The 21,350-nt window shown below is 65.1% G+C and carries 21 protein-coding genes; 1 reads left to right on the top strand and 20 read right to left on the bottom strand.

Annotation, left to right across the window (positions count from 1 at the left end; genetic code table 11):
* Positions 1-37: 37 nt before the first annotated feature.
* Genes lgt through fmt form a run of 13 tightly spaced genes read right to left on the bottom strand, consistent with a single transcriptional unit; the run spans position 38 to position 10,089 of the window.
* Entirely contained in the window at positions 38-1,063 is a 1,026-nt protein-coding gene (lgt, locus tag EG850_RS05515) for a prolipoprotein diacylglyceryl transferase (protein ID WP_124971139.1), read from the bottom strand.
* Entirely contained in the window at positions 1,063-1,848 is a 786-nt protein-coding gene (trpA, locus tag EG850_RS05520; protein WP_214609516.1) for a tryptophan synthase subunit alpha, read from the bottom strand. Before trpA ends, lgt begins: the two co-directional genes overlap by 1 nt.
* Complete coding sequence (trpB, locus tag EG850_RS05525; RefSeq protein ID WP_124971145.1) at positions 1,845-3,074, bottom strand: tryptophan synthase subunit beta; 1,230 nt, start codon at positions 3,072-3,074, stop codon at positions 1,845-1,847. Before trpB ends, trpA begins: the two co-directional genes overlap by 4 nt.
* Complete coding sequence (gene trpC, locus EG850_RS05530) at positions 3,071-3,844, bottom strand: indole-3-glycerol phosphate synthase TrpC (RefSeq protein WP_124971365.1); 774 nt, start codon at positions 3,842-3,844, stop codon at positions 3,071-3,073. Before trpC ends, trpB begins: the two co-directional genes overlap by 4 nt.
* Positions 3,845-3,846: 2 nt before the next feature.
* Positions 3,847-4,068 (bottom strand): HGxxPAAW family protein, encoded by a 222-nt coding sequence (locus tag EG850_RS05535; RefSeq protein ID WP_124971148.1) that lies wholly within the window; start codon positions 4,066-4,068, stop codon positions 3,847-3,849.
* A gap of 55 nt (positions 4,069-4,123) precedes the next feature.
* Positions 4,124-4,711 carry a Trp biosynthesis-associated membrane protein gene (locus EG850_RS05540; protein ID WP_124971151.1) on the bottom strand — a complete coding sequence of 196 codons (588 nt, stop codon included), beginning with the start codon at positions 4,709-4,711 and terminating at the stop codon, positions 4,124-4,126.
* Positions 4,708-5,088, bottom strand: coding sequence for a phosphoribosyl-AMP cyclohydrolase (gene hisI / locus EG850_RS05545; RefSeq protein WP_124971154.1), 381 nt, complete (start codon positions 5,086-5,088; stop codon positions 4,708-4,710). The genes EG850_RS05540 and hisI overlap by 4 nt, the downstream gene beginning before the upstream one ends.
* Positions 5,081-5,911 (bottom strand): imidazole glycerol phosphate synthase subunit HisF, encoded by an 831-nt coding sequence (gene hisF / locus EG850_RS05550; protein ID WP_328588373.1) that lies wholly within the window; start codon positions 5,909-5,911, stop codon positions 5,081-5,083. Before hisF ends, hisI begins: the two co-directional genes overlap by 8 nt.
* Positions 5,908-6,747 (bottom strand): ATP phosphoribosyltransferase, encoded by an 840-nt coding sequence (gene hisG, locus EG850_RS05555; protein ID WP_124971157.1) that lies wholly within the window; start codon positions 6,745-6,747, stop codon positions 5,908-5,910. The genes hisF and hisG overlap by 4 nt, the downstream gene beginning before the upstream one ends.
* Before the next feature lie 11 nt (positions 6,748-6,758).
* The gene (locus EG850_RS05560; protein WP_124971160.1) at positions 6,759-7,022 is read right to left on the bottom strand and encodes a phosphoribosyl-ATP diphosphatase; all 264 of its coding nucleotides are present in this window, start codon (positions 7,020-7,022) and stop codon (positions 6,759-6,761) included.
* Between the two features lie 11 nt (positions 7,023-7,033).
* On the bottom strand, positions 7,034-7,696 hold the full coding sequence (gene rpe / locus EG850_RS05565; protein ID WP_124971163.1) for a ribulose-phosphate 3-epimerase: 663 nt from the start codon (positions 7,694-7,696) through the stop codon (positions 7,034-7,036).
* Positions 7,697-7,726: 30 nt separating this feature from the next.
* Positions 7,727-9,175, bottom strand: coding sequence for an RsmB/NOP family class I SAM-dependent RNA methyltransferase (locus tag EG850_RS05570; RefSeq protein ID WP_124971166.1), 1,449 nt, complete (start codon positions 9,173-9,175; stop codon positions 7,727-7,729).
* A complete protein-coding gene (fmt, locus tag EG850_RS05575; protein WP_124971169.1) occupies positions 9,172-10,089 on the bottom strand; it encodes a methionyl-tRNA formyltransferase in 918 nt (305 codons plus the stop codon). The genes EG850_RS05570 and fmt overlap by 4 nt, the downstream gene beginning before the upstream one ends.
* Positions 10,090-10,261: 172 nt before the next feature.
* On the opposite strand from fmt, the gene moaA reads away from it, so the two are divergent.
* Positions 10,262-11,344 (top strand): GTP 3',8-cyclase MoaA, encoded by a 1,083-nt coding sequence (moaA, locus tag EG850_RS05580; protein WP_124971172.1) that lies wholly within the window; start codon positions 10,262-10,264, stop codon positions 11,342-11,344.
* 28 nt (positions 11,345-11,372) lie between these two features.
* On the opposite strand, the gene EG850_RS05585 is transcribed toward moaA, so the two are convergent.
* The 7 genes from EG850_RS05585 to carB form a co-directional block, all read right to left on the bottom strand.
* On the bottom strand, positions 11,373-13,367 hold the full coding sequence (locus EG850_RS05585; RefSeq protein ID WP_124971175.1) for a primosomal protein N' family DNA-binding protein: 1,995 nt from the start codon (positions 13,365-13,367) through the stop codon (positions 11,373-11,375).
* 2 nt (positions 13,368-13,369) lie between these two features.
* The gene (gene metK / locus EG850_RS05590; RefSeq protein ID WP_124971178.1) at positions 13,370-14,572 is read right to left on the bottom strand and encodes a methionine adenosyltransferase; all 1,203 of its coding nucleotides are present in this window, start codon (positions 14,570-14,572) and stop codon (positions 13,370-13,372) included.
* Between the two features lie 83 nt (positions 14,573-14,655).
* Positions 14,656-15,894, bottom strand: a complete 1,239-nt coding sequence (coaBC, locus tag EG850_RS05595; protein WP_124971181.1) for a bifunctional phosphopantothenoylcysteine decarboxylase/phosphopantothenate--cysteine ligase CoaBC — start codon at positions 15,892-15,894, stop codon at positions 14,656-14,658.
* A 17-nt stretch (positions 15,895-15,911) separates the two neighbouring features.
* Positions 15,912-16,238, bottom strand: coding sequence for a DNA-directed RNA polymerase subunit omega (gene rpoZ, locus EG850_RS05600; RefSeq protein ID WP_124971184.1), 327 nt, complete (start codon positions 16,236-16,238; stop codon positions 15,912-15,914).
* A 49-nt stretch (positions 16,239-16,287) separates the two neighbouring features.
* Entirely contained in the window at positions 16,288-17,184 is an 897-nt protein-coding gene (gene gmk, locus EG850_RS05605; RefSeq protein WP_124971186.1) for a guanylate kinase, read from the bottom strand.
* On the bottom strand, positions 17,181-18,050 hold the full coding sequence (pyrF, locus tag EG850_RS05610; protein ID WP_124971189.1) for an orotidine-5'-phosphate decarboxylase: 870 nt from the start codon (positions 18,048-18,050) through the stop codon (positions 17,181-17,183). The genes gmk and pyrF overlap by 4 nt, the downstream gene beginning before the upstream one ends.
* The gene (carB, locus tag EG850_RS05615) at positions 18,047-21,349 is read right to left on the bottom strand and encodes a carbamoyl-phosphate synthase large subunit (protein ID WP_124971192.1); all 3,303 of its coding nucleotides are present in this window, start codon (positions 21,347-21,349) and stop codon (positions 18,047-18,049) included. Before carB ends, pyrF begins: the two co-directional genes overlap by 4 nt.
* Position 21,350 lies beyond the last annotated feature (1 nt).

The following is a 21,350-nucleotide window of genomic DNA, read 5'->3' on the forward strand; positions in this document are numbered from 1 at the left end:
GACGTTTCAAATGAACCCGAGAAAAATGGTTCATATTTCAGGATGCGGGGCGAGTTTCCGTCTCAGCCGGGACTTTTTCTTCATCCTCGTTGTCGTCAGATTCTTCTTGAGAAATTTCCACAGAATCTTCTTTGACCACAGAATCTTCAGCATCTGGGGCCGGTGATTTGTCGGTCGCCGCATCCCTGTCGCTCTCGTCTTCCTCCGACCACACGTGGTCATCGGTGTAGATCGACACGTCGGTGTCACGCTGCCGTAGCGACCAGATCATCAGGCCGATGCCGATGAGCACCATGATGAGCGCACCGAGCACGTTCGAGCGCATCCCGAGGACGATCTCGGAGTAGTCGACGCGAATTGACTCGATCATCATGCGACCGAGGCCGTACCAGATGAGGTAGATCGCGAGGGTGCGGCCGCGGCCGAGTCGGAACATGCGGCCCAGGAGCACAATGAGCCCGACGCCGATGAGGTTCCAGATGAGTTCGTAGAGGAACGTCGGGTGGAAGAGGGTACCGGCCGGGAGGCCCGCCGGGAACGCGGGGTTCGTGGCCGGAATCTCGAGCCCCCAGGGCAGGTTGGTTGGCCACCCGAACAGCTCGTGATTGAACCAGTTACCGAGGCGGCCAATGGCTTGGGCGAGCAGGATTGCCGGTGCCACCGCATCCGCGAAGGCGAGGAAGCGCACGCCCCGGAAGCGGCAGGCGAAGTACGCACCAATGGCACCGCCGATGAGCGCGCCAATGATGGCGTTACCGCCCTCCCAGATGGCGAACACGCGCCACCACTCGGCGCCCTCGTAGAAGAAGTCGGCCGGATGCGTGAACACGTGGTAAAGCCGCGCACCGAGAAGACCGAGCAGCACCGCCGGGATCACGATGTCAATCACAATCCACGGCTCGCCCCCGCGCGCGGTCATCCGCTTGTTCGTCCACCACGTGGCGATGATGATCGCCGCCACAATGATCAGCGCGTACGCGTGGAAGGTGAACGGGCCAACGGTGAACGAGGCCCACTCAAGCGGTGGTGAGGGAATCGACGCGGGAGCGGGCTGCAATGGCATTAGTTAAGAGTTCCCTTAGCAAGGTCGGCGGCGGTACGTCCGACGGCGTCGACGCCGCCTTCAGTGAGCGAGCGTACGAGCGCGGATCCAACGATGGCGCCTTCGGCATAGCCGAGCACATCGCGCACCTGGTCCCCGGTCGAAATGCCGATGCCGACGCAGGCACGCTCGCAACCGACGCCGTGCAGGCGGTCGGCGAGCACGCGCGCGGCGCGGTCGACATCGGCGCGGGCACCGGTAATGCCCATCGTCGACACGGTGTAGACGAATCCACGCGACGCCTCGGTGATCTTGCGCAGACGCTCATCTGACGAGGTGGGCGCAGCGAGGAAGATGCGGTCGAGGTCGTACTTATCTGAAACCGCGATCCACTCGCCCGCCTCATCGGGAATGAGGTCGGGCGTGACGAGCCCGGCGCCACCGACCGACTTGAGGTCGGCGGCGAAGCGCTCAACACCGCGTTGCAGGATGAGGTTCCAATAGCCCATGACGACAATTGGCACTTCGATCTCGGCGCGGACGCGCTCGATAACCTCGAAGAGCTGGTTCGTGTGGAAGCCGTTGCGCAGGGCCGTCTGGCAGGCAGCCTGGATAACCGGCCCGTCCATCACCGGGTCGGAATAGGGCACACCAAATTCGATGATGTCGACGCCGTTACGGGCGATTGCGACAGCAGCCGCAACCGAGGTGTCAACGTCGGGGAAACCAGCGGGGAGATAGCCGATCAGTGGACCGCGTCGCTCCGCGCGGGCGCGGTCGATGGCCTGTTCTACCTGGCTCACTATTCACTGTCTCCGATCACACGGTTCGCATCGCCGAGTTCGAACCAGGTCATTGCGGTCTCCATGTCCTTATCGCCGCGACCCGAGAGCGACACGATGATCGTGGCGTCGGGGCCGAGCTCGCGGCCAAGCTTCATGGCACCAGCAAGCGCGTGGGCTGATTCGATCGCGGGGATGATGCCTTCGGTCTGCGAGAGCAGACGCATCGCAACCATGGCCTCGGCGTCGGTGCTCCCCCGGTATTCGACGCGGCCAATCGAGTTGAGCCATGAGTGCTGGGGACCTACGCCCGGGTAGTCGAGCCCGGCAGAAATCGAGTGCGACTCGATGGTCTGACCGTCGGCATCCTGGAGCAGCATCGTGCGCGCGCCGTGGAGCACCCCCGGACGACCCGTTTCGATGGTCGCGGCCGTGCGGGCCGTGTGGATGCCCTCGCCCGCCGCCTCAATGCCGTACAGCTTGACCTCGGGGTCATCGAGGAAGGCTTCGAAGATGCCGATCGCGTTCGAGCCGCCACCAACGCAGGCGACGACCGCATCCGGTAGACCGCCGAACTGATCGATGGCCTGTGCGCGCGCCTCTTCGCCGACGATCTGCTGCAGATCGCGCACGAGCGCCGGGAAGGGATGCGGACCGGCCGCGGTACCGAACACATAGTTCGTGTGCTCAACATTCGCGACCCAATCGCGGAACGCTTCGTTGATCGCATCCTTGAGCGTGCGCGAGCCCGAGGCAACCGAGATGACCTCGGCACCAAGCAGGCGCATCCGTGCGACGTTGAGGGCTTGACGCGCAATGTCGACGGCACCCATGTAGATCGTGCATTCAAGGCCGAACAATGCCGCAGCCGTCGCAGTCGCGACGCCGTGTTGACCGGCGCCGGTCTCAGCGATCACGCGCTTCTTGCCGAGGCGCTTGGTAAGAAGCGCCTGCCCCACGACATTGTTGATCTTGTGTGAGCCGGTGTGGTTCAGGTCTTCGCGCTTAAGCAGGATGCGGGCACCGCCGCAGTGCTCAGCGAACCGCGGCACTTCGCTGAGGAGCGACGGTCGGCCCGAGAAGTCACGGCTCAGCCGCTCAAACTCGGCGAGAAACTCGGGATCGTTCTTGGCTGCTTGCCAGGCGACGTCGATCTCGTCGAGCGCAGCGATGAGGCTTTCGGGCACAAAACGCCCGCCAAACTCACCGAAGTACGGGCCGGGAGCGTGTCGAAGTGGGGTGTCGGTCATGCGTTTCTGAATTCTTGGATGGATGCGGCGGGATCGTCGCCGGTGACCAGCGCCTCGCCAACGAGTACGGCGTCGGCACCCGCGTCGCGGTAGGCGCGCACGTGTTCGGGGCGCAGCACCGCCGACTCGGCCACCTTGACGACGCCCTCCGGGTACTCGCTGGCGAGTTCGCCGAAGAGCTCGGGATGCATCTCGAAGGTCTTGAGGTCGCGGGCGTTTACGCCGAGCACTCGGGCATCGACATCGAGCGCGCGCTGGAACTCGTCGCGAGTGTGCGCCTCAATGAGCGCGGTCATGCCGAGTTCTTCGGTGAAGCGCTTGAGTCGATCGAGTGTGGGCTGGTCAAGGCTCGCCACGATGAGCAGGATGAGGTCGGCACCAGCGGCGCGCGCCTCGAGGATCTGGTACTCCTCGCCGATGAACTCCTTGCGGAGCACCGGCACATCGACGGCCGCGCGCACGGCGCGCAGATCGTCGAGTGAGCCGAGGAACTTGCGTTCTTCGGTGAGCACACTGATCGCCGAGGCACCACCACGCGCATAGGCGGTGGCGAGTTCGGCGGGGTCGGGGATGTTCGCCAGGAGGCCGCGCGACGGCGACGCACGCTTCACCTCGGCAATGATGTGCACGAGTTCGGCGCGCGATAGCGCTGCGACCGCGTCGATGGCGGGAGTCTGCTCGAGCGCAAGCGTCTCAAGCTGTGCCGTCGGCAACTGCTCTCGACGGCGTGCGGCATCCTCGAGCGACCCGGCAAACAGGTCGTCGAGAATCACTAGTGTTCCTTCGGACCGAGACCGAATGCCTTGAGCACGGGCCAGATGATGGCTCCGGCGGGGACCATGCCAACGCCAACCCAGGTGAGCACGGCGTTGTCGATGAACAGGCCAATCGCGCCGAGGGTGAAGCCGATGAGGATGACGATGACGCCAACCCAACCGGCGACCGAGTGGCCCTCGTCTTCGTGGTGCTCGACTACGGCTTGCTGGTTCGACATGCGTGACTCCTTCAGGAACAACAGAACGCGTTCAGTCTACTGTGCCCGAGGCGTTTCAGTGGGCTCGAGGCGTTTCCGGCTCGTCGGGTGATTCCGACTCCGCTTCTTCGGTCGGATCATCACCGGCCGAGAGCGCATCCCACTGATCCATTCGGGTGCTCGCGTCGTCGGCTGGGGCCGCCGCATCCTGCATCCTGCTTGTCGAATACTTGCGATCGGTGGATGGCCAAGTGCGGCCAGTGGCGAGCGCGACCATGCCGCTCAGCGCGATCACGACTCCAGCCACGACCGCGAGGATCGGCCAGAACGTTTGTGTCACGGCGGCATCGGCGAGTGGTTCGAGGCTGACGGCGGCGACCTCGTACGGGAAGACCGTGGCAGCCATGAGGATGCCAACGATCACCATGAGGGCACCGACAACGAGGCGTAATACGCGCCCGGCGATCGCAAGGGCCACGACTCCGGCAAGGGCCGTCATCGCGAGTGCGAGCGTTTCGGGGCTTGCCTGGCTCCCTGGCACCTCGTGCGTGCCGCCATCGGCAAGGGAGGCGCTGGCCCACGGCTGCGACCAGGCGAGCATCCCGAGCCCCGCCCCCACGAGCAAGACGAGGAGGGCGAGGCGCTTGGCGCGCTTGCCGGTCACGCTGGCTCCGCAAAGCGCACGGCGAGCGGGTCGGAGTCCCAGCAGGTACGAGTGTCGAGGTGGCAGGCCGAGCCGACCTGGTCGACCTTGATGCGCACGGCATCGCGGTCGCAGTCGAGCGCGAACTCGATGAGTCGCTGCGCATGACCTGAGGTGTCCCCCTTGCGCCAGAGTTCGCCGCGCGAGCGCGACCAGTACACAACGCGCTGCTGCGTGAGCGTCTCCCGCAGCGACTCGGCGTTCATCCACGCCATCATGAGCACCTCGCCGCTGTCGTACTGCTGCGCAATGGCCGGGATGAGGCCGTCAGCGTCGAAGCGCGCGGCCGCGATGATCTCGTCGATCTGCGCCTCGCTGAGCAGCTTGACCTCACGCATTGGCGGCCGCACCATTACCCGGCAGACGCACGGTGAAACCGGCGTCCGCGAGCGAGCGCTTCACCTCACCGACCGTCATCTCGCCATAGTGGAAGACACTTGCCGCGAGCACGGCGTCAGCACCGGCGGCGACCGCGGGGGCGAAGTGGTCGACGGCACCGGCGCCACCCGACGCGATGACCGGTACGGTCGCGAGTTCGCGCACGAGGCGAGTGAGTTCGAGATCGAAGCCAGCCTTAGTGCCGTCTGCATCCATCGAGTTCACGAGCAGCTCGCCGGCACCGCGATCGCACACCTCGCGCGCCCATTCGAGTGCGTCGAGGCCCGATTCCTTGCGGCCGCCGTGCGTGGTGACCACGAAACCCGAGGGGGTTGAATTAGATCGCTTAATGTCGAGCGAAAGCACGAGCACCTGCGAACCAAACTTCGCGGCAATCTCGTCAATAAGTTCGGGACGCGCGATCGCCGCTGAGTTCACGCCAACCTTGTCGGCCCCGGCCCCGAGCAGACGCGTCACATCTTCGACCGAGCGCACACCGCCGCCGACCGTGAGCGGCACAAAGACCTGCTCGGCGGTGCGGGTGACGAGGTCATAGGTGGTCGCCCGGTTGTCGGTCGTTGCCGTCACATCGAGGAAGGTGATTTCATCGGCGCCCTCGGCCGCATAGCGGGCAGCGAGTTCGACCGGGTCACCGGCATCGCGCAGATCAAGGAAGTTCACGCCCTTGACGACGCGGCCGTCAGCCACATCGAGGCAGGGAATGACGCGAATCGCGAGACCACCTGATTGCTGCGGGGTGTCGAATTCGTTCACGTCAATCACATCCGGGCTGCTTGTAGCGCGGTTACGAGGATGGCCTTCGCACCGATCGCGCTGAGCTTGTCCATGACCGCGTTGAGATCGCGCTGCGGCACGAGCGCGCGCACGGCAAGCCACTCGGGGTCGTGGAGCGCGGAGACCGTCGGCGATTGGAACCCGGGGGTCACCGCCATCGCGGCATCGAGCTTCGAGGCCGGGATGTCGTAGTCCATGATGCTGTACTGGCGGGCGACGAGCACACCCTCGAGGCGCTTGATGAGCTTCTCCGCGCCACCGACCTTCTCGGGGGTCGAAATCAGGATGGCCGTGGAGTCAAGGATGACCGGGCCAAAGATCTCGAGACCAGCGCGACGGAGGGTGTTGCCGGTCGAGACGACATCAGCAATCGCATCCGCCACCCCAAGCTGAATCGACGACTCAACCGCACCATCGAGCTTCACGAGCTCAGCATCGATACCGTGATCTTCGAAGAAGTGACCGAGGAGGCCCGTGTAGCTCGTGGCAACGCGCTTGCCGTTGAGCTGTGAGACATCGGTGTACTCCCCGACCGGCCCGGCGAAGCGGAACGTCGAACCGCCGAAGTCGAGCGAGCGGATCTCTTGCGCCGGCGAGTCGGAGTCGAGCAACATGTCGCGGCCGGTGATACCGGCGTCGAGCACACCCTCGCCAACGTAGGTGGCAATGTCGCGGGGACGAATGTAGAAGAATTCAACCTCGTTGGCCGGGTCAACGGCCGTGAGTTCGCGATCGTCGCGGCGACCGCGGTAGCCGGCCTCAACGAGCATGTCGTTGGCGGTCGCGGCAAGCATGCCCTTATTGGGCACAGCAATGCGAAGCATTGGGGACCTTCCTAGAGATACCGGTAGACGTCGTCGAGGGTGTACCCCTTCGCGAGCATCATGACCTGGAGGTGGTAGATGAGCTGCGCCATTTCTTCCTGGCACTCGGCGTCGGACTCGTATTCGGCCGCCATCCACGTTTCGGCCGCTTCTTCAACTAGCTTCTTGCCAATGAAATGGACGCCCCGATCGAGTTCGGCAACGGTCCCCGAGCCTTCGGGGCGAGTGGCGGCTTTTTCGGCGAGCTCAGCGAATAGCGATTCGAACGTCTTCACGATCGACCAGTCTAGTGCCGGTGTGTGGCGGCAAGTTCCCGGAGGCGTGCGATCTCGATGGCGGGCTCGCCCCGGAACACCGCTGAGCCGGCCACGAAGGTGTCGGCACCTGCTTCCGCCGCCTTCTCGATGGTCTCGGCGCCCACGCCGCCGTCGACCTGAAGCCAGATCTCCGAGCCAGTACGCGTCGCCCACTCCCGCGCCTGACGCAGCTTCGGCATCGTTTCGGGCATGAACTTCTGGCCACCGAAGCCGGGTTCGACCGTCATGATGAGCAGCTGGTCGAAGTGCGGGAGAAGCTCTTCAATCATCGCGAACGGAGTGCCGGGGCGCAGCGCCACACCGGCTCGCGCGCCGAACGCTTTGATGTTGCGGGCGATGGTCGCGGGCGCCGTCGCTGCCTCGAGGTGAAAGGTCACCGAAAAGACGCCCATCTCGGCAAAATGCGGTGCCCAATGGTCGGGGTTCTCAATCATGAGATGCAGATCGAGCGGCAGCGTGCCGAGCGATTGTAGCCGCTCCACCATCGGCTGACCGAAGGTGAGGTTTGGCACGAAGTGGTTGTCCATGATGTCGACATGGGCTGCATCGGCCGAAGAGATTCGCTCAAACTCGCGCTCAAAATTCGCGAAGTCGGCGGCCAGGATCGAGGGATTAATGCGCACATCGGTCACGCCCTCGAGCCTAGCCGCCCGGCTCGGGCGCTAGTCGCGCTTGCGCAGGAGTGTGAGGAACATCGCGTCGGTGCCGTGGCGATGCGGCCACAATTGCACCGTGGTGCCCTCGGCGAGCGGTCGCTCGGCAAGATCGAGTTCGGGTGCGAGCTCGTGGCAGATCGCCCGGGCATCGAGCACCTCGGCATCGTGACTGCGCAAGACATGCTTCACCACGGCGGTCGTCTCGGCCGGATGCGGTGAGCAGGTCACGTAGGCGACGAGCCCTCCCGGGGCGGTCGCTTCGAGCGCCGCCGCGAGCAACTCCTCTTGGAGGTGCGTGAGATTGGCAAGATCACTCGCCTGCTTACGCCACCGCGCCTCGGGGCGACGGCGCAGGGCGCCGAGGCCGGTGCACGGGGCATCCACGAGGATGCGGTCAAATTTCTCGGGCGAGTCCACGACCGTGCGCCCATCAAACTCGGTCACCTCGAACTCGTGACCTTCGGGCGTGATGGGCCGCAGCGCATCCCGCACGAGCTTCGCGCGTGATGGCGTCACCTCATTCGCCTCGAAATGCGCGCGGGCCACAAGACTCTCTGCAGCAAGCAGCGCCGATTTGCCGCCGGGACCGGCGCAGAGATCGAGCAGCCGCTCCCCCTCGCGAATAGGCGCGACTCGACTGAGCGCCAGCGCGACGAGCTGTGAACCCGCATCCTGCACTCGAACCGTGCCGGCACGCACTTCCCTGAGCTCTTGCGGGTCGCCGCCGTCAAGGCGCATCGCAATGGGTGACGCCGGCTCGGGAACGAGGCGGGTCGGGTGGGCGTCGAGCACGTCCTCGCGATCGGCAAGGCCCGGAAGCGCCGCGAGGTGCACGAGCGGCGAGACATTGTCGGCGTCAAGAAGCGCTTCGAGCTCATCCTCGCGACCCTCATCAGCGAGTGCATCGCGGAACGCACGGACGATCCAGGCAGGATGCGAGGTGAGCGCGGCGAGGCGGTCATCCGCGCGCTCGTGGCGCTCGGCGACAGCGGTGCGCCACTCCTCGGCCGTGCGCGCCGAGATGGCCCGCAAGTTCGCGTTGATGAAACCAGCGACCCCGCGCGAGCCACGATCACGAGCGGCATTGACGGTTTCGTTGACGGCGGCGTGCTTCGGCACACGGGTGCCGAGCAGTTGATGCGCGCCGAGACGCAGTGCGGCAAGCGCCACCGGGTCAATCTGGTCGATCTCGCGGCCAGCAACAATGCGAATGATCTCGTCGTAGTAGCCGCCGAGCCGCAGGGTGCCGTAGGTGAGCTCGGTGGCGAGGGCGGCATCCAGACCTCGCAGACCCGCGTCGCGCAGGCGGTGCGGCAGGAGCAGGTTGGCGTAGGCATCGTCACGGTCGACGGCGATGAGCACATCGAGTGCGACGGCGCGCGGCCCGCGCTGGCGAGCGGCAAAATCGCGGCCGGGGAGCGGGTCACGAAAGCGACCAGGGTTACGGGTACTCATGCGAAGCGAACCTCCGCGCCGTGGCGGCCGCGCCACCAGGCGGCCGCATCCATGGCGTTCTTGCCAGCGGGTTGCACGCGCACGAGTTCAAGTGCGGTGGTGGCAGTGCCGACGAGCACCCGGCCGTCGACGAGCGCCACCAGCCCAGCCTCGAGCGCCGTGTCGCTACTCGGATGCGCGATGCGGTGAATCTTGAAACGCTCACCGCCGAGGCGGGTCGTCGCGCCGGGTTCTGGTGTGGCCCCACGGATGCGTGCCGACACCGCCTCGGCACTCGCGTTCCAGTCGATCTCGCCATCGGCTCCGGTGAGTTTCGGCGCGTAAGTGGGCTCGCCGCGCTGGTCGGTGGCGATGGCGGTGCCGCTCGCGATGGCATCGACGACGGTAAGCACGTCGGCGACGCCCTCGGTCGCGAGTCGTTCGAGCAACTCCCCCGAGCTTTCTTCGGTGCCGATCTCTACGGCGCGATTCACGAAGGTGGGGCCGGTGTCGAGACCCGCCTCGAGCTGGAAGACGGCGATGCCTGAGGTCGTGTCGCCAGCGAGCACGGCGCGCTGCACGGGGGCGGCCCCCCGCCACTTCGGGAGTTCTGAAAAGTGCAGGTTAATCCAGCCGTGGGTGGGGCCGCTGAGGAGTGGTTCTCGGACAAGTCCGCCGTAAGCGACCACGACGCCAAGTTCTGGTTCGCGAGCGAGCAGACCGGCCGTGACCTCAGCATCCAGGCGGTTTGCCTTGACGATCGGCAGACCGAGTTCCGCGGCGCGCTGCGCGACCGGCGAGGGCGTGAGCACGCGCTTGCGGCCACGCGGCGCATCCTCGCGGGTCACCACGGCGACAATCTCGTGACCGGATGCGGCGAGCCCCTCGAGCGTGGGAACTGCGGCCTCGGGGGTGCCGGCAAAGACGATACGCATAGAGGGAATCGTAGTCGGCGGCGCTGGGGCACTTGACCCGCCCTAATACGCGCGTCGCCGCCTAAACCGCGCGCTGCAGCGGGCGTATTAGGCGGAAGCGCGCGTAGTAGCGACGGCTGGCGCGCTTGCCGCGACTCGGGCGCATCCGGGTGGCGGCGCGTAGGCTGGCGCGATGATGTCACGAGACGAGCCGAACCGAATGCAGGGTGCGCGAGCGCTCCCCTCGTCGGGCCTGGCTGATCGTCTCCACCGGCCACTGCGCGATCTGCGCATCTCGGTCACCGACCGCTGCAACTTCCGCTGCGTCTACTGCATGCCGAAGGAAATCTTCGGCCGAGATTTCCAGTTCCGGGAACGCAGCGAGTTGCTCACCTTTGAGGAAATCGAGCGGCTGGCCGGCATCGCCGTCTCGCTCGGCGTGCGGAAGTTGCGCATTACCGGCGGCGAACCGCTGCTTCGTCGTGGCATTGAGACCCTGATCGAGAAGCTTGCCGCCCTGCGCACCCCCGAGGGCTACGAGGTCGACCTCGCGCTCACGACCAACGGCTCGGTGCTCCCCCTCAAGGCACAAGCGCTTGCCGATGCCGGTCTCAAGCGCGTTACTGTCTCACTCGATTCGCTCCGTGAAGAGCGCTTCCAAGCAATCAATGATGTCAATTTCTCGGTCGCCCGCGTGCTCGACGGCATCGACGCAGCACGTGACGCCGGGCTCGGGCCAATCAAGGTGAACGCGGTAATCAAGCGCGGCATGAACGATGACGAGATCGTCGAGCTTGCCGACTATTTCCGCGCCACCGGAGACACACTGCGCTTCATCGAGTACATGGATGTGGGGGCCTCGAACGGCTGGCGCCTCGACGAAGTCGTCCCTTCCGCAGAAATCGTCGAACGCGTCAATGCGGTTTGGCCGCTGGAACCGATGGCACCGGCACATCCGGGCGAAACCGCGAAGCGCTGGAGTTATCTCGACGGCGCTGGCGAGATCGGCGTCATCTCGAGCGTCACGAATGCCTTTTGTGGTGGTTGCACCCGCGCGCGCGTGTCTGCCGAAGGCAAGCTATTCACCTGCCTCTTCGCCACCGAGGGCACTGATCTGCGGGCACTCCTGCGCGATGGCTCGAACGATGACGCCGTCACGGCCGCGCTCGCCGGCGTCTGGCGCGGTCGCGATGATCGCTACTCCGAGCTGCGCGCAGCCCTCACGCCACTCGGTGGCAACCCCGAACGCATCGAAATGTCGTACATCGGCGGCTGACTACCGCGCCGACGTGCTCGCATGTGAACTAGAACACATCGCTGGCGTCGAAGTGCACTCGCAGCGTCGAGGCGTGCGCGACGGCGCGGTTCGCCACCCGTCGTCGGGAGCTCGTCGCCTGCGCCACGAGCTCAGTCTTGAGCGCGGTTGCGATCGCCTCCCCCGCACGATACGAGAACCGTAGCGTTGCTCGGATGCGGCCAGGCTCGTCTGGGTCGGGCACCGGCCCCAGTACGTGGAGCTCTGGCAGTTGCAACTCATCGAGTCGGTGCAATGCCGCCTCGACCTCTGCCTCGCTGCCACGCACAGTTGCTACCCGCATGGCCGGTGGGAAGTCGAGCGCACGGCGTTCGGCAAGTTCCAGGTCGGCTAGACCGGCCTGCTGCCAATCGCGCAACGCATGCAGCGGTGCCGAAGGCGCGCCAGTGATGATGACGGGAGCGCCATCGGCCACTAGTGCTGCGGCATTTGACCAGGCACGAAGCGAGTCGCCCACGGTGTCGAGCGATTCGCGAGCGAGCGCATTTTCAGCGTCAAGAAGGAGCACCGCGAAGTATCCACCCGCGGCCACGGGCTCGGCACCACGGGTGGCGACGATAAGGGCAGGCGCGTCACCAATCTCAATGAGTTCGCGGCCCCCATCGGCGACGATCACCGGCACCCCGGGGAATGCCCGGCCAAGCTCTTCGCCAGTGCGCTCATGACCAATGGCGCTCGCACGCAAGGCCGTTCCGCTGCATTCCGCGCAATGCCAGTTCGCGTGCACGGCACCGCAGACGGTACAGGCCGGCGGGCGCTGCGCCGAGGGTTGCCCGAGGGGACCGTGGCAACGCTGGCAGCGCGCGGGCGTGCGGCAATTCGCGCAGGCGAGCGCAGGTCGATAGCCCGCGCGTCCCACTTGCACGAGCACTGGGCCGTGCGTGAGCGCTTCACGAGCCGCACGCCAGGCGGCCTGCGGAATCCGCGCGGAGCGCGCGAGCGGGTCATCGCTCAGTGTTGCATCCGCGGGAATCACCTTCGGCCGCGCGGCGCCGGGGACCTGCATTTCTTGCATCCACCCCGTGGCCACGAGCCGGCGCGATTCGAGTGAGGGGGCGTGGGCGGCGAGCACGAGCGCCGCATCCTGCTGTTGCGCACGCATGAGCGCGACTTCGCGCGTGTGCGGATAGGGCGTGTGCGGCTCGCGATATGACTCGTCGCCGTCGTCCCACATCGCGATGAGTCCGAGTTCGTGCGCGGGCGCCCACACGGCATTGCGCGTGCCAATAATCACCTGCGGCACTGGTTCGAGCGCCCGCAGGAACTCGTCGTAGCGCGGCATTGGTTTCAGCCGAGAATCAAAACGGCGAATTCGGGATGCGGGCAGCCGCCGCTCGAGTGCCGCTACCGCAAGTGCGAGGTCACGGAAGTCGGGCACGAGCAAAATCGCCGAGCGACCGGATGCGACGCTTTCGGTAACGAGGTCGGCAAGCGCCCCGAGGTGGCGCGGCTCGGAGGAACCCGGTGCCAGTCCGACGGGCACGCGCAGGGTGATGCGCGCAGGCGCTTGCGCACCATCGTTTGCGAGCAGTTCGGCGGCCCAGCTAGGTGACGAAGCATCGGTCGTCGCCGGAGCCGCGATTGGTTCGGGCCGCTGCGCTCGCGCGGCCCGCTCGCCGTCGGCATCCTCGAGCCAGCGGCCCTCGAGTCGTGCTGAGCGGGCAGGAATAGCCAAGCGCACGACATCGGCAAAGGCGCCCGCCTGTCGGTCGGCAATGCCACGGGCAAGGCGGATGAGCTCGGGGGTGAGCACGCGCGCCTCGCTCACGACCGAATCGACTTCGGCAAGCCGTCCCGCGTATTCGGCCTTGTCGGCCACGCCGACGACCCAAGCTGAAATGATCCGGCCGCCAACGCGCAGCGGCACTTTCACCCGAATGCCCGGGACGACTCGCTCGCGCAGCGGTTCCGGGATCGCGTACTCAAAGACGCGATCGAGTTGGGGCAGCGGCGAGTCGAGTGCGACCCGGGCAACAGTGGGCACGGCTAGTGCGAAGCCGCCTGCAGGGCAGCCTTCAGCGCGTCGACACGGTCGGTGCGTTCCCAGGTGAACTCGGGCAATTCGCGGCCGAAGTGGCCGTAGTTTGACGTGAGCGCGTAGATCGGTCGGAGCAGGTCAAGGTCGCGAATGATGGCACCCGGGCGCAGGTCGAACACCTCGCGCACGGCGGCAACAATTGCATCCGGGTCAACCGAGTGGGTGCCGAAAGTTTCGCAGTAGAGGCCGACGGGTTCAGCAGAACCAATCGCATAGGCAATCTGGAACTCGACGCGCTTCGCCCAGCCAGCGGCCACGACGTTCTTCGCGACCCAGCGCATGGCGTAGGCCGCCGAACGGTCAACCTTTGAGGGATCCTTGCCGCTGAACGCACCGCCACCGTGGCGCGACATGCCGCCGTAGGTGTCGACGATGATCTTTCGGCCGGTGAGCCCGGCATCGGCAGCCGGGCCACCGAGCACAAAGCGACCCGAGGGGTTGATCAGGAGCTTCGTGGCGCTCGAGTCGAGGTCAACGAGGGCGAGCACCGGGCGAATCACTTCGCGCTCAACATCGGCGTTGAGCTGTTCGTTCGAAACTTCCGGGCCGTGTTGGGTCGATACCACCACGGTCTCGACGGTGCGGGGAGTGTCGCCGTCGTAGCCGATCGTGACCTGCGTCTTGCCGTCGGGGCGTAGGTAGGGCAGCACGCCCGACTTCCGCACCTCGGTGAGCTTCTCGGAGAGTCGGTGTGCGAGCCAGATCGGTAGCGGCATAAGCTGCGGGGTTTCATCGCTCGCATAGCCGAACATAATGCCCTGGTCACCCGCACCAAGTTGCGCGATCGCGTCACTGCTGCCCTCGTCGCGGTGCTGCATTGAAGTGTCAACGCCCTGGGCGATCTCATCGGATTGCGCGCCGATCGAGACCGAGACACCGCAGAGTGAGCCATCAAAACCGAAGTCGCTCGAGACATAGCCAATCCCGGTGATGGTGTCGCGCACGATGCCCGCGACGTCGGCGTACCCCTCGGTGCGTACCTCACCCGCGACGTGCACCTGGCCGGTGGTCACCATCGTTTCGACGGCAACGCGCGAGTCAGGTTGCTGGGCGATGAGTGAATCGAGGATGCGATCGGAGATGAGATCGCAGATCTTGTCGGGGTGACCCTCGGTGACAGATTCCGAGGAGAACAAACGGAGTGCGGACATGAATTGGCTCACTTTCCCTAGGAGTGCGCACCAAGGTGCGTGGGAGAACTTGTGTGAATTTGGGTGCAGCTTGTGCTGCGTGGTTAGCGCTCGGGCGCCACCACATCGAGGATCGCATCAGCCACCGACACTTTGTCACCGACGACCTCGGCGACAACCTCGCCGTGTTCGTCGATGAGCTGAATCTCGGTGTCCTCGCGCTGAAATCCTTCGTTCCAACCGACCCGATTGAGCACGAGGTAGTCGCAGCCCTTGCGTTCCCGCTTTCGGCGCGCAAGCTCGAGGCGAGCTTCGTCATCGGTTTCAGTCTCGGCAGCAAAGCCGACGATGACCTGATCGGGAACCCGCGCGATCACGAGGTTGCGCAGGATGTCGGGGTTCTTTACGAAGGTGAGCGTGAGGTCATCGCCCGTCTGCTCCTTCTTGATCTTTCCCTCCTGCACGTGCTCGGGGCGGAAGTCGGCCACGGCCGCGGCCATGACAATGACATCATGGCGCGGCGCCAGCTCGGCGCAGGCGGCCGCCATCTGCTCGGCACTCGACACACGCACGACGCGCACATCGTCCGGCGGCGGCACTTCGATATTTGCCGCCACGAGGGTGACCTCAGCGCCACGGGCGGCCGCGCGCGCCGCCACGGCAACGCCCTGACGGCCGGAAGAGCGGTTGCCGAGAAAGCGCACGGGATCGATTGGCTCGCGGGTGCCTCCGGCGGTCACCAGGATGCGGCGGCCCTCGAGATCGCGACCGCGGGCCTGGTCATCGCGACGGCGGGCACCGGCACGTGCAGCCGCGAGAATCGCGCCAACGATCACCTCGGGTTCAGACATACGCCCGGGGCCCGAGTCGGTGCCGGTGAGCTGGCCCGAGTCGGGGCCGACGATAATCACGCCGCGCTCATCGAGGCGGTGCGCGTTCGCTTGCGTCGCCGGGTGCTGCCACATCTCGGTGTGCATCGCGGGTGCGATCACAAGCGGTGCAAGCGAGGCGAGCACCGTATTCGTGAGTAGGTCATCGGCAATCCCGTTCGCGAGCTTTGCCATGGTGTTCGCCGTTGTCGGCGCAATTGCGATGACATCGGCCTGCTGACCGAGTGCCACGTGCTGGACGGTCGCCACATTTTCGTAGAGGTCAGTGCGCAACGGATTGCGGCTGATCGCCTCGAGCGTGGGCTGACCCACGAACTTCAGCGCCTCGTCGGTGGCGATGACGTCAACGTGGTGACCAAGCAGGACGAGCGAGCGAATCACGGACACGGCCTTGTAGGCGGCAATACCGCCCGTGACACCGACGACGATGCGCCAGCTGCGTTCGTCCTGCATGGGTCTGCTCGTTTCGGTTATTCGGCGGGCGTGACCGCGTCGTCGCCGAAGTCGATGAGTTCGCCCTCGTCGAGGATGATTTCTTCCTCGGCCACCGGCGGGTGCATCGTGAGCTTCGACTCGTTGATCTCGTGCAGTGCGATCGACAGCGGCTTGTCATCGACGTTCGAGTCGACGAGCGGGCCAACGTTGTCGTAGATCGCGCCGTCCTGCAGGTCGGTGTAGTAGTCGTTGATCTGACGAGCGCGCTTCGACGCGAAGATCACGAGCTGGTACTTGTTGTCGACGCGCTCGAGGAGTTCGTCGAGCGGCGGGTCGATGATGCCCTTGGGCTTGTCGATCATATTGCTACTTTCCATTCGGGGTTGGGCTGTCTGATGTTGCGGGCTGGCGCTATCGCGGTGCGACGTCGAGCCCCATCAGACGGACCACTTGTTGTGCTGCTTCCGCCACAGTCGAGTTGACGACGCGGGCGTCGAACTCGTCTTGCGCAGCGAGCTCCACCTTGGCGGTGTCGAGCCTGCGCGCCTGTTCCTCGGACGATTCCGTGCCCCGACCCGTGAGTCGGTTCACGAGCTCATCCCAGCTCGGGGGCAACAAAAATACCAGTCTAGCCTCCGGCATGCGTTCCCTCACCTGGCGCGCGCCTTGAAGATCAATCTCCAAGAGCACTGGCTGGTGTTCGGCGAGACGCTTGCGCAGTGGCGCGGCCGGGGTGCCGTAGCGGTGCACTTTGTGCACCGTCGCGTATTCGAGCAACTCCCCCGCCTCGATCATCCGATCGAACTCTTCGGGCGTCACGAAGTAGTAGTCAACACCGTCGACCTCGCCGGGGCGTGGCTCGCGGGTCGTTGCTGACACCGAGATATGCACGGTTGGGTAGTGCTCGCGAATGTACTGCGCGACGGTGCCCTTACCCACAGCAGTGGGTCCAGCGAGCACCACCACGCGCGGCTCTTCTGGCCCGCTACTGCGTTCCCAATCCGCAAGAAATTGCTCAAGCCGAGCGCGCTGATTCTTGCCGAGGCCGCCGAGCCGCTTCACTTCGGAAATCTTGAGTTCAATCAGGATGCGCTCGGTCTTGGTAATGCCGATGTGCGGAATAGCGCGTAGGAACTGCGTGACCCGCAGCGAAGCAGCCGGATGCTCGCCGACTGCCGCCGCGAGCACATCGAGCGGACGTGCCGCGCCCGAGGCGATGCGTTGTTTGACCGCAGCCCGGGCGCGGCGTGCCGCGACCGCCGCCTTGGAGGCGGCGACGCGATCAACCTCTGGAGGTGTCTGGCTCATTTGTAGGCTTCCCGAAGCACCTTGACCTGCGAGTCGATGGCGCCACCGAGGCCTTCGAGGCCGTTTTCGAGGAGCGATCGGGATGAGGTCACGATGACATTCTCCGCCGAGGAGCCGAAAATACGCCTCACGTCTTCGAATGCCGCACCCTGGTGGCCGAAACCGGGCGCGAGGATCGGAGTGTCGGGCTCAGTGGCAAGGTCTTCTACGTCGATATCGAGCAGTTCGAGGTCGACCGTCGCACCAATCACCACACCAACCGAGCCCTTTGTGCGGCCAGCAAAGCGGTCACGGTTCCAGAGCACCGCGCGGGCCGCGATTCCGCCGGCGACCGAACGACCCTCCTGCGAGCCGCGCACGCGACGGGCGGTCTGCACCGAGGCCGATTCGGGGTTCGAGGTGGCGGCAAGGACAAACAGACCCTTGTTGTGCTCCTCAGCCATCTCGAGCGGATGCGCGAGCGTGTCAAAGCCCTGGTAGGGGTTGAGCGTCATGGCATCGGCTTCGAGCGGCATGCCCGGGGTGAGCCAGGCTTCCGAGTAGGCCTCGAGGGTCGAACCCACATCGCCTCGCTTGACATCGGCGATGACCAGGAGCCCAGCTGCGCGGGCGGCCTCGAAGACATCCTCGAGCACCTTGTAGCCGTTCGCGCCGAAGCGTTCGTAGAACGCCACCTGAGGCTTCACGATGCCGACCCGACCCTTGAGCTCATCAATAATGCGCAGGCCGAATTCGTGGGCGCCTACTGCCGAAATCGGCAGGTTCCAGCGCTCGAGCAGGTAGGTGTGCGGGTCGATGCCCACGCAGAGGTGGCCGTAGCGATCGGTCGTGGCGGCGAGACGCTCGCCGAATGTGGCAGTGGTCACTTGGATGCCTTCCGTCGTTCGTTGTACTCCTGCAGCGAAGTGACCGTAAAGCCGTCCTGCAACACGCGGAATGAAGCGACCGCGGCGTGCAGTTCCGACATCGTGGTGAAGATCGGGATGTCCGCCGAGACGGCGGCCGTACGAATCTGGTAGCCGTCACCGCGCGCCGACGCACCCGAGGGTGTGTTGATGACGATGTCGATCTTGCCCTCGTTGATCATTTCCACGATGTTCGGGCGGTCTTCAGTCACATCGGCAGTATTGTCCGCGTCGGTGAACTTCCCGACCACCTGGGTGTCGATTCCGTGACGGCGAAGCACCCGGGCGGTGCCCTCGGTGGCAAACAGCTCGAAGCCGAGTTCGACCAACCGCATGATGGGCGCCACGATGCCGCCCTTGTCGCGGTCGTTCACCGAGACAAACACGGTGCCTTCGGTGGGCATGCCACCATAGGCCGCGAGCTGGCTCTTGGCGAAGGCCGTCGGGAAGTCGCGGTCGATACCCATGACCTCACCGGTCGAGCGCATCTCGGGCGAAAGCAGGGCGTCGACAATTGAGCCCTCCTTTGTGCGGAAGCGCTTGAACGGAAGCACGGCCTCCTTGACCGCGACCGGTGCATCCATCGGCTGGAACGTGCCGTCAGACTCACTGAGCATGCCTTCGGCCTGGAGCGTTGCGATCGAGTCGCCAACCATGACACGGCTCGCGGCCTTCGCTAGCTGCGTGCCAAGTGCCTTTGACACGAAGGGCACCGTGCGCGAGGCTCGCGGGTTTGCTTCGAGCACGTAGAGCTCCCCCGCACCGATGGCGAACTGCACGTTGAGCAGACCCTGCACACCGACACCCGACGCAATCTTTTCAGTCGCGTCGCGCACCTTCGTGAGCATGCCGTCGCTCAGCGTGATGGCCGGCAGGGTGCACGCCGAGTCACCGGAGTGAATACCGGCTTCTTCGATGTGCTCCATGATGCCGCCGATGAACAGCTGCTCGCCGTCGTAGAGCGCATCGACGTCGATTTCAGTGGCGTCGTCGAGGAATCGGTCAACGAGTAGCGGATGCGAGGCCGAGATGATGACCTCGCCTGCGGTGCGCTCAAAGTAGTCACTGAGCTGCGCCGCCGAGTAGACGATCTCCATACCGCGGCCGCCGAGTACGAAGCTCGGACGCACGAGCACGGGGAAGCCGATGCGGTCGGCGATCTCCTGGGCGCTCTCGAGGTTCGTGGCGGTGCCGTTTGCCGGGGCAACGAGGCCCGCGTTCTCGAGAATCTCCGAGAACAGGCCACGCTCTTCGGCGAGGTCAATTGCCTCCGGGGTGGTGCCAAGGATCGGCACGCCAGCAGCCTTGAGCCCCTTGGCGAGACCCAGTGCCGTCTGGCCACCGAGCTGTACGACGACGCCGAGGAGTTCACCGTTCGAGCGCTCGACATCGACGATTTCGAGCACGTCTTCGAGGGTGAGCGGCTCGAAGTAAAGGCGATCGGAAGTGTCGTAGTCGGTCGACACCGTCTCGGGGTTGCAGTTGACCATGATGGTCTCGTAGCCGGCTTCAGCCAACGCGAACGAGGCGTGCACGCAGGAGTAGTCGAACTCGATGCCCTGACCGATGCGGTTCGGGCCAGCACCGAGAATGATCACCTTGCGTCGGTCGGATGCGGTGACCTCAGTTTCGCTGTCGTAGCTCGAGTAGTGATACGGCGTGAATGCCGGGAACTCCCCCGCGCAGGTGTCAACGGTCTTGTAAACCGGACGAATGCCGGCATTTCGACGAATCGCGCGCACTTCGCCTTCTTCAAGGCCTCGCAGTTCTGCGAGCTGTGCATCCGAGAAACCGTGCCGCTTCGCGAGGCGCAGCGTCGCGGCGTCGAGGCCCTCGGCGTCGCGCACGAGTGCGGCGATCTCGTTGATGAGCACAATCTGGTCGATGAACCAGGGGTCAATCGCCGTCGAGGCGAAGATCTGCTCAGGAGTTGCGCCCCTATTGAGCGCGATCTGCACATCGACGATGCGGCCATCGGTCGGCACCTTGATGATCTCGAGCAGTTCGTCGACCGTGCGGTCGTCTTCGCGCCAGGTAAATGACGAGCCACGCTTCTCAAGCGAGCGCAACGCCTTTTGCAGCGCGGTGGTGAAGTTACGACCAATCGCCATCGCCTCACCCACCGACTTCATCGTGGTCGTGAGCGTCGGGTCGGCAGCCGGGAACTTCTCGAAGTTGAAGCGGGGCACCTTCACGACGGTGTAGTCGATCGAGGGCTCGAAGCTGGCCGGCGTCACCTGGGTGATGTCATTGGGAATCTCGTCGAGGCGGTAGCCAATGGCGAGCTTCGCGGCGATCTTCGCAATCGGGAAGCCGGTGGCTTTCGATGCGAGCGCCGACGAGCGCGAAACGCGCGGGTTCATCTCGATGACGATGACGCGGCCGTTGGTCGGGTCAACGGCGAACTGGATGTTGCAACCGCCGGTGTCGACACCAACGGCGCGAATGATCGCGATGCCGACATCGCGGAGCTTCTGGTACTCGACATCCGTGAGCGTGAGCGCCGGGGCGACCGTGATCGAGTCACCGGTGTGCACACCAACCGGGTCAACGTTCTCGATCGAGCAGATGACGACCGTGTTGTCGGAGGCGTCACGCATGAGTTCGAGCTCGTACTCCTTCCAGCCGAGGATCGACTCTTCAAGGAGTACCTCGGTGGTCGGCGACGAGAGGAGGCCGTCTTCGACGATGCGCACGAGCTCTTCTTCGGTGTAGGCGAAACCCGAGCCGAGGCCACCCATGGTGAACGATGGGCGCACGACGAGCGGATAGCCAAGGTCGGCGGCGAAGGTCTTCGCCTCTTCGACGGTGTGGGCGATGTGCGAGCGGGCCACTTCGGCACCGCACTCGATCACGAGGTCCTTGAAGATTTGGCGGTCCTCACCGCGGCGAATGGCATCGACCTTCGCGCCGATGAGCTCGACGCCGTGCTTGGCGAGGATGCCGAGCTCATCGAGTTGCATGGCGGCGTTGAGCGCAGTCTGGCCACCGAGGGTCGGCAGGATCGCGTCTGGGCGTTCCTTGATGATGATCTTCTCGATGACCTCGGGAGTGATCGGCTCGACGTAGGTGGCGTCGGCGAAGTCGGGGTCGGTCATGATCGTGGCGGGGTTCGAGTTCACGAGGATGACGCGGACGCCTTCCTCACGCAACACGCGGCAGGCCTGCGTTCCCGAGTAGTCGAACTCGGCCGCCTGGCCGATGACGATGGGGCCCGAACCGATGACGAGGACAGAGTTGATGTCTTGACGCTTTGGCATT

This window comes from Gulosibacter macacae (genome assembly GCF_003865375.1).
In the GTDB taxonomy this organism is placed as follows: Bacteria; Actinomycetota; Actinomycetes; order Actinomycetales; family Microbacteriaceae; genus Gulosibacter; species Gulosibacter macacae.

Excerpts from the sequence above, each read along its gene's own strand:
- lgt (WP_124971139.1), bottom strand. The coding sequence starts at position 1,063 with ATGCCATTGCAGCCCGCTCCCGCGTCGATTCCCTCACCACCGCTTGAG.
- trpB (WP_124971145.1), bottom strand. The coding sequence starts at position 3,074 with ATGACCGACACCCCACTTCGACACGCTCCCGGCCCGTACTTCGGTGAG.
- EG850_RS05535 (WP_124971148.1), bottom strand. The coding sequence starts at position 4,068 with ATGTCGAACCAGCAAGCCGTAGTCGAGCACCACGAAGACGAGGGCCAC.
- hisI (WP_124971154.1), bottom strand. The coding sequence starts at position 5,088 with ATGCGTGAGGTCAAGCTGCTCAGCGAGGCGCAGATCGACGAGATCATC.
- hisG (WP_124971157.1), bottom strand. The coding sequence starts at position 6,747 with ATGCTTCGCATTGCTGTGCCCAATAAGGGCATGCTTGCCGCGACCGCC.
- EG850_RS05570 (WP_124971166.1), bottom strand. The coding sequence starts at position 9,175 with ATGAGTACCCGTAACCCTGGTCGCTTTCGTGACCCGCTCCCCGGCCGC.
- fmt (WP_124971169.1), bottom strand. The coding sequence starts at position 10,089 with ATGCGTATCGTCTTTGCCGGCACCCCCGAGGCCGCAGTTCCCACGCTC.
- moaA (WP_124971172.1), top strand. The coding sequence starts at position 10,262 with ATGATGTCACGAGACGAGCCGAACCGAATGCAGGGTGCGCGAGCGCTC.
- metK (WP_124971178.1), bottom strand. The coding sequence starts at position 14,572 with ATGTCCGCACTCCGTTTGTTCTCCTCGGAATCTGTCACCGAGGGTCAC.
- coaBC (WP_124971181.1), bottom strand. The coding sequence starts at position 15,894 with ATGCAGGACGAACGCAGCTGGCGCATCGTCGTCGGTGTCACGGGCGGT.
- rpoZ (WP_124971184.1), bottom strand. The coding sequence starts at position 16,238 with ATGATCGACAAGCCCAAGGGCATCATCGACCCGCCGCTCGACGAACTC.
- gmk (WP_124971186.1), bottom strand. The coding sequence starts at position 17,184 with ATGAGCCAGACACCTCCAGAGGTTGATCGCGTCGCCGCCTCCAAGGCG.
- carB (WP_124971192.1), bottom strand. The coding sequence starts at position 21,349 with ATGCCAAAGCGTCAAGACATCAACTCTGTCCTCGTCATCGGTTCGGGC.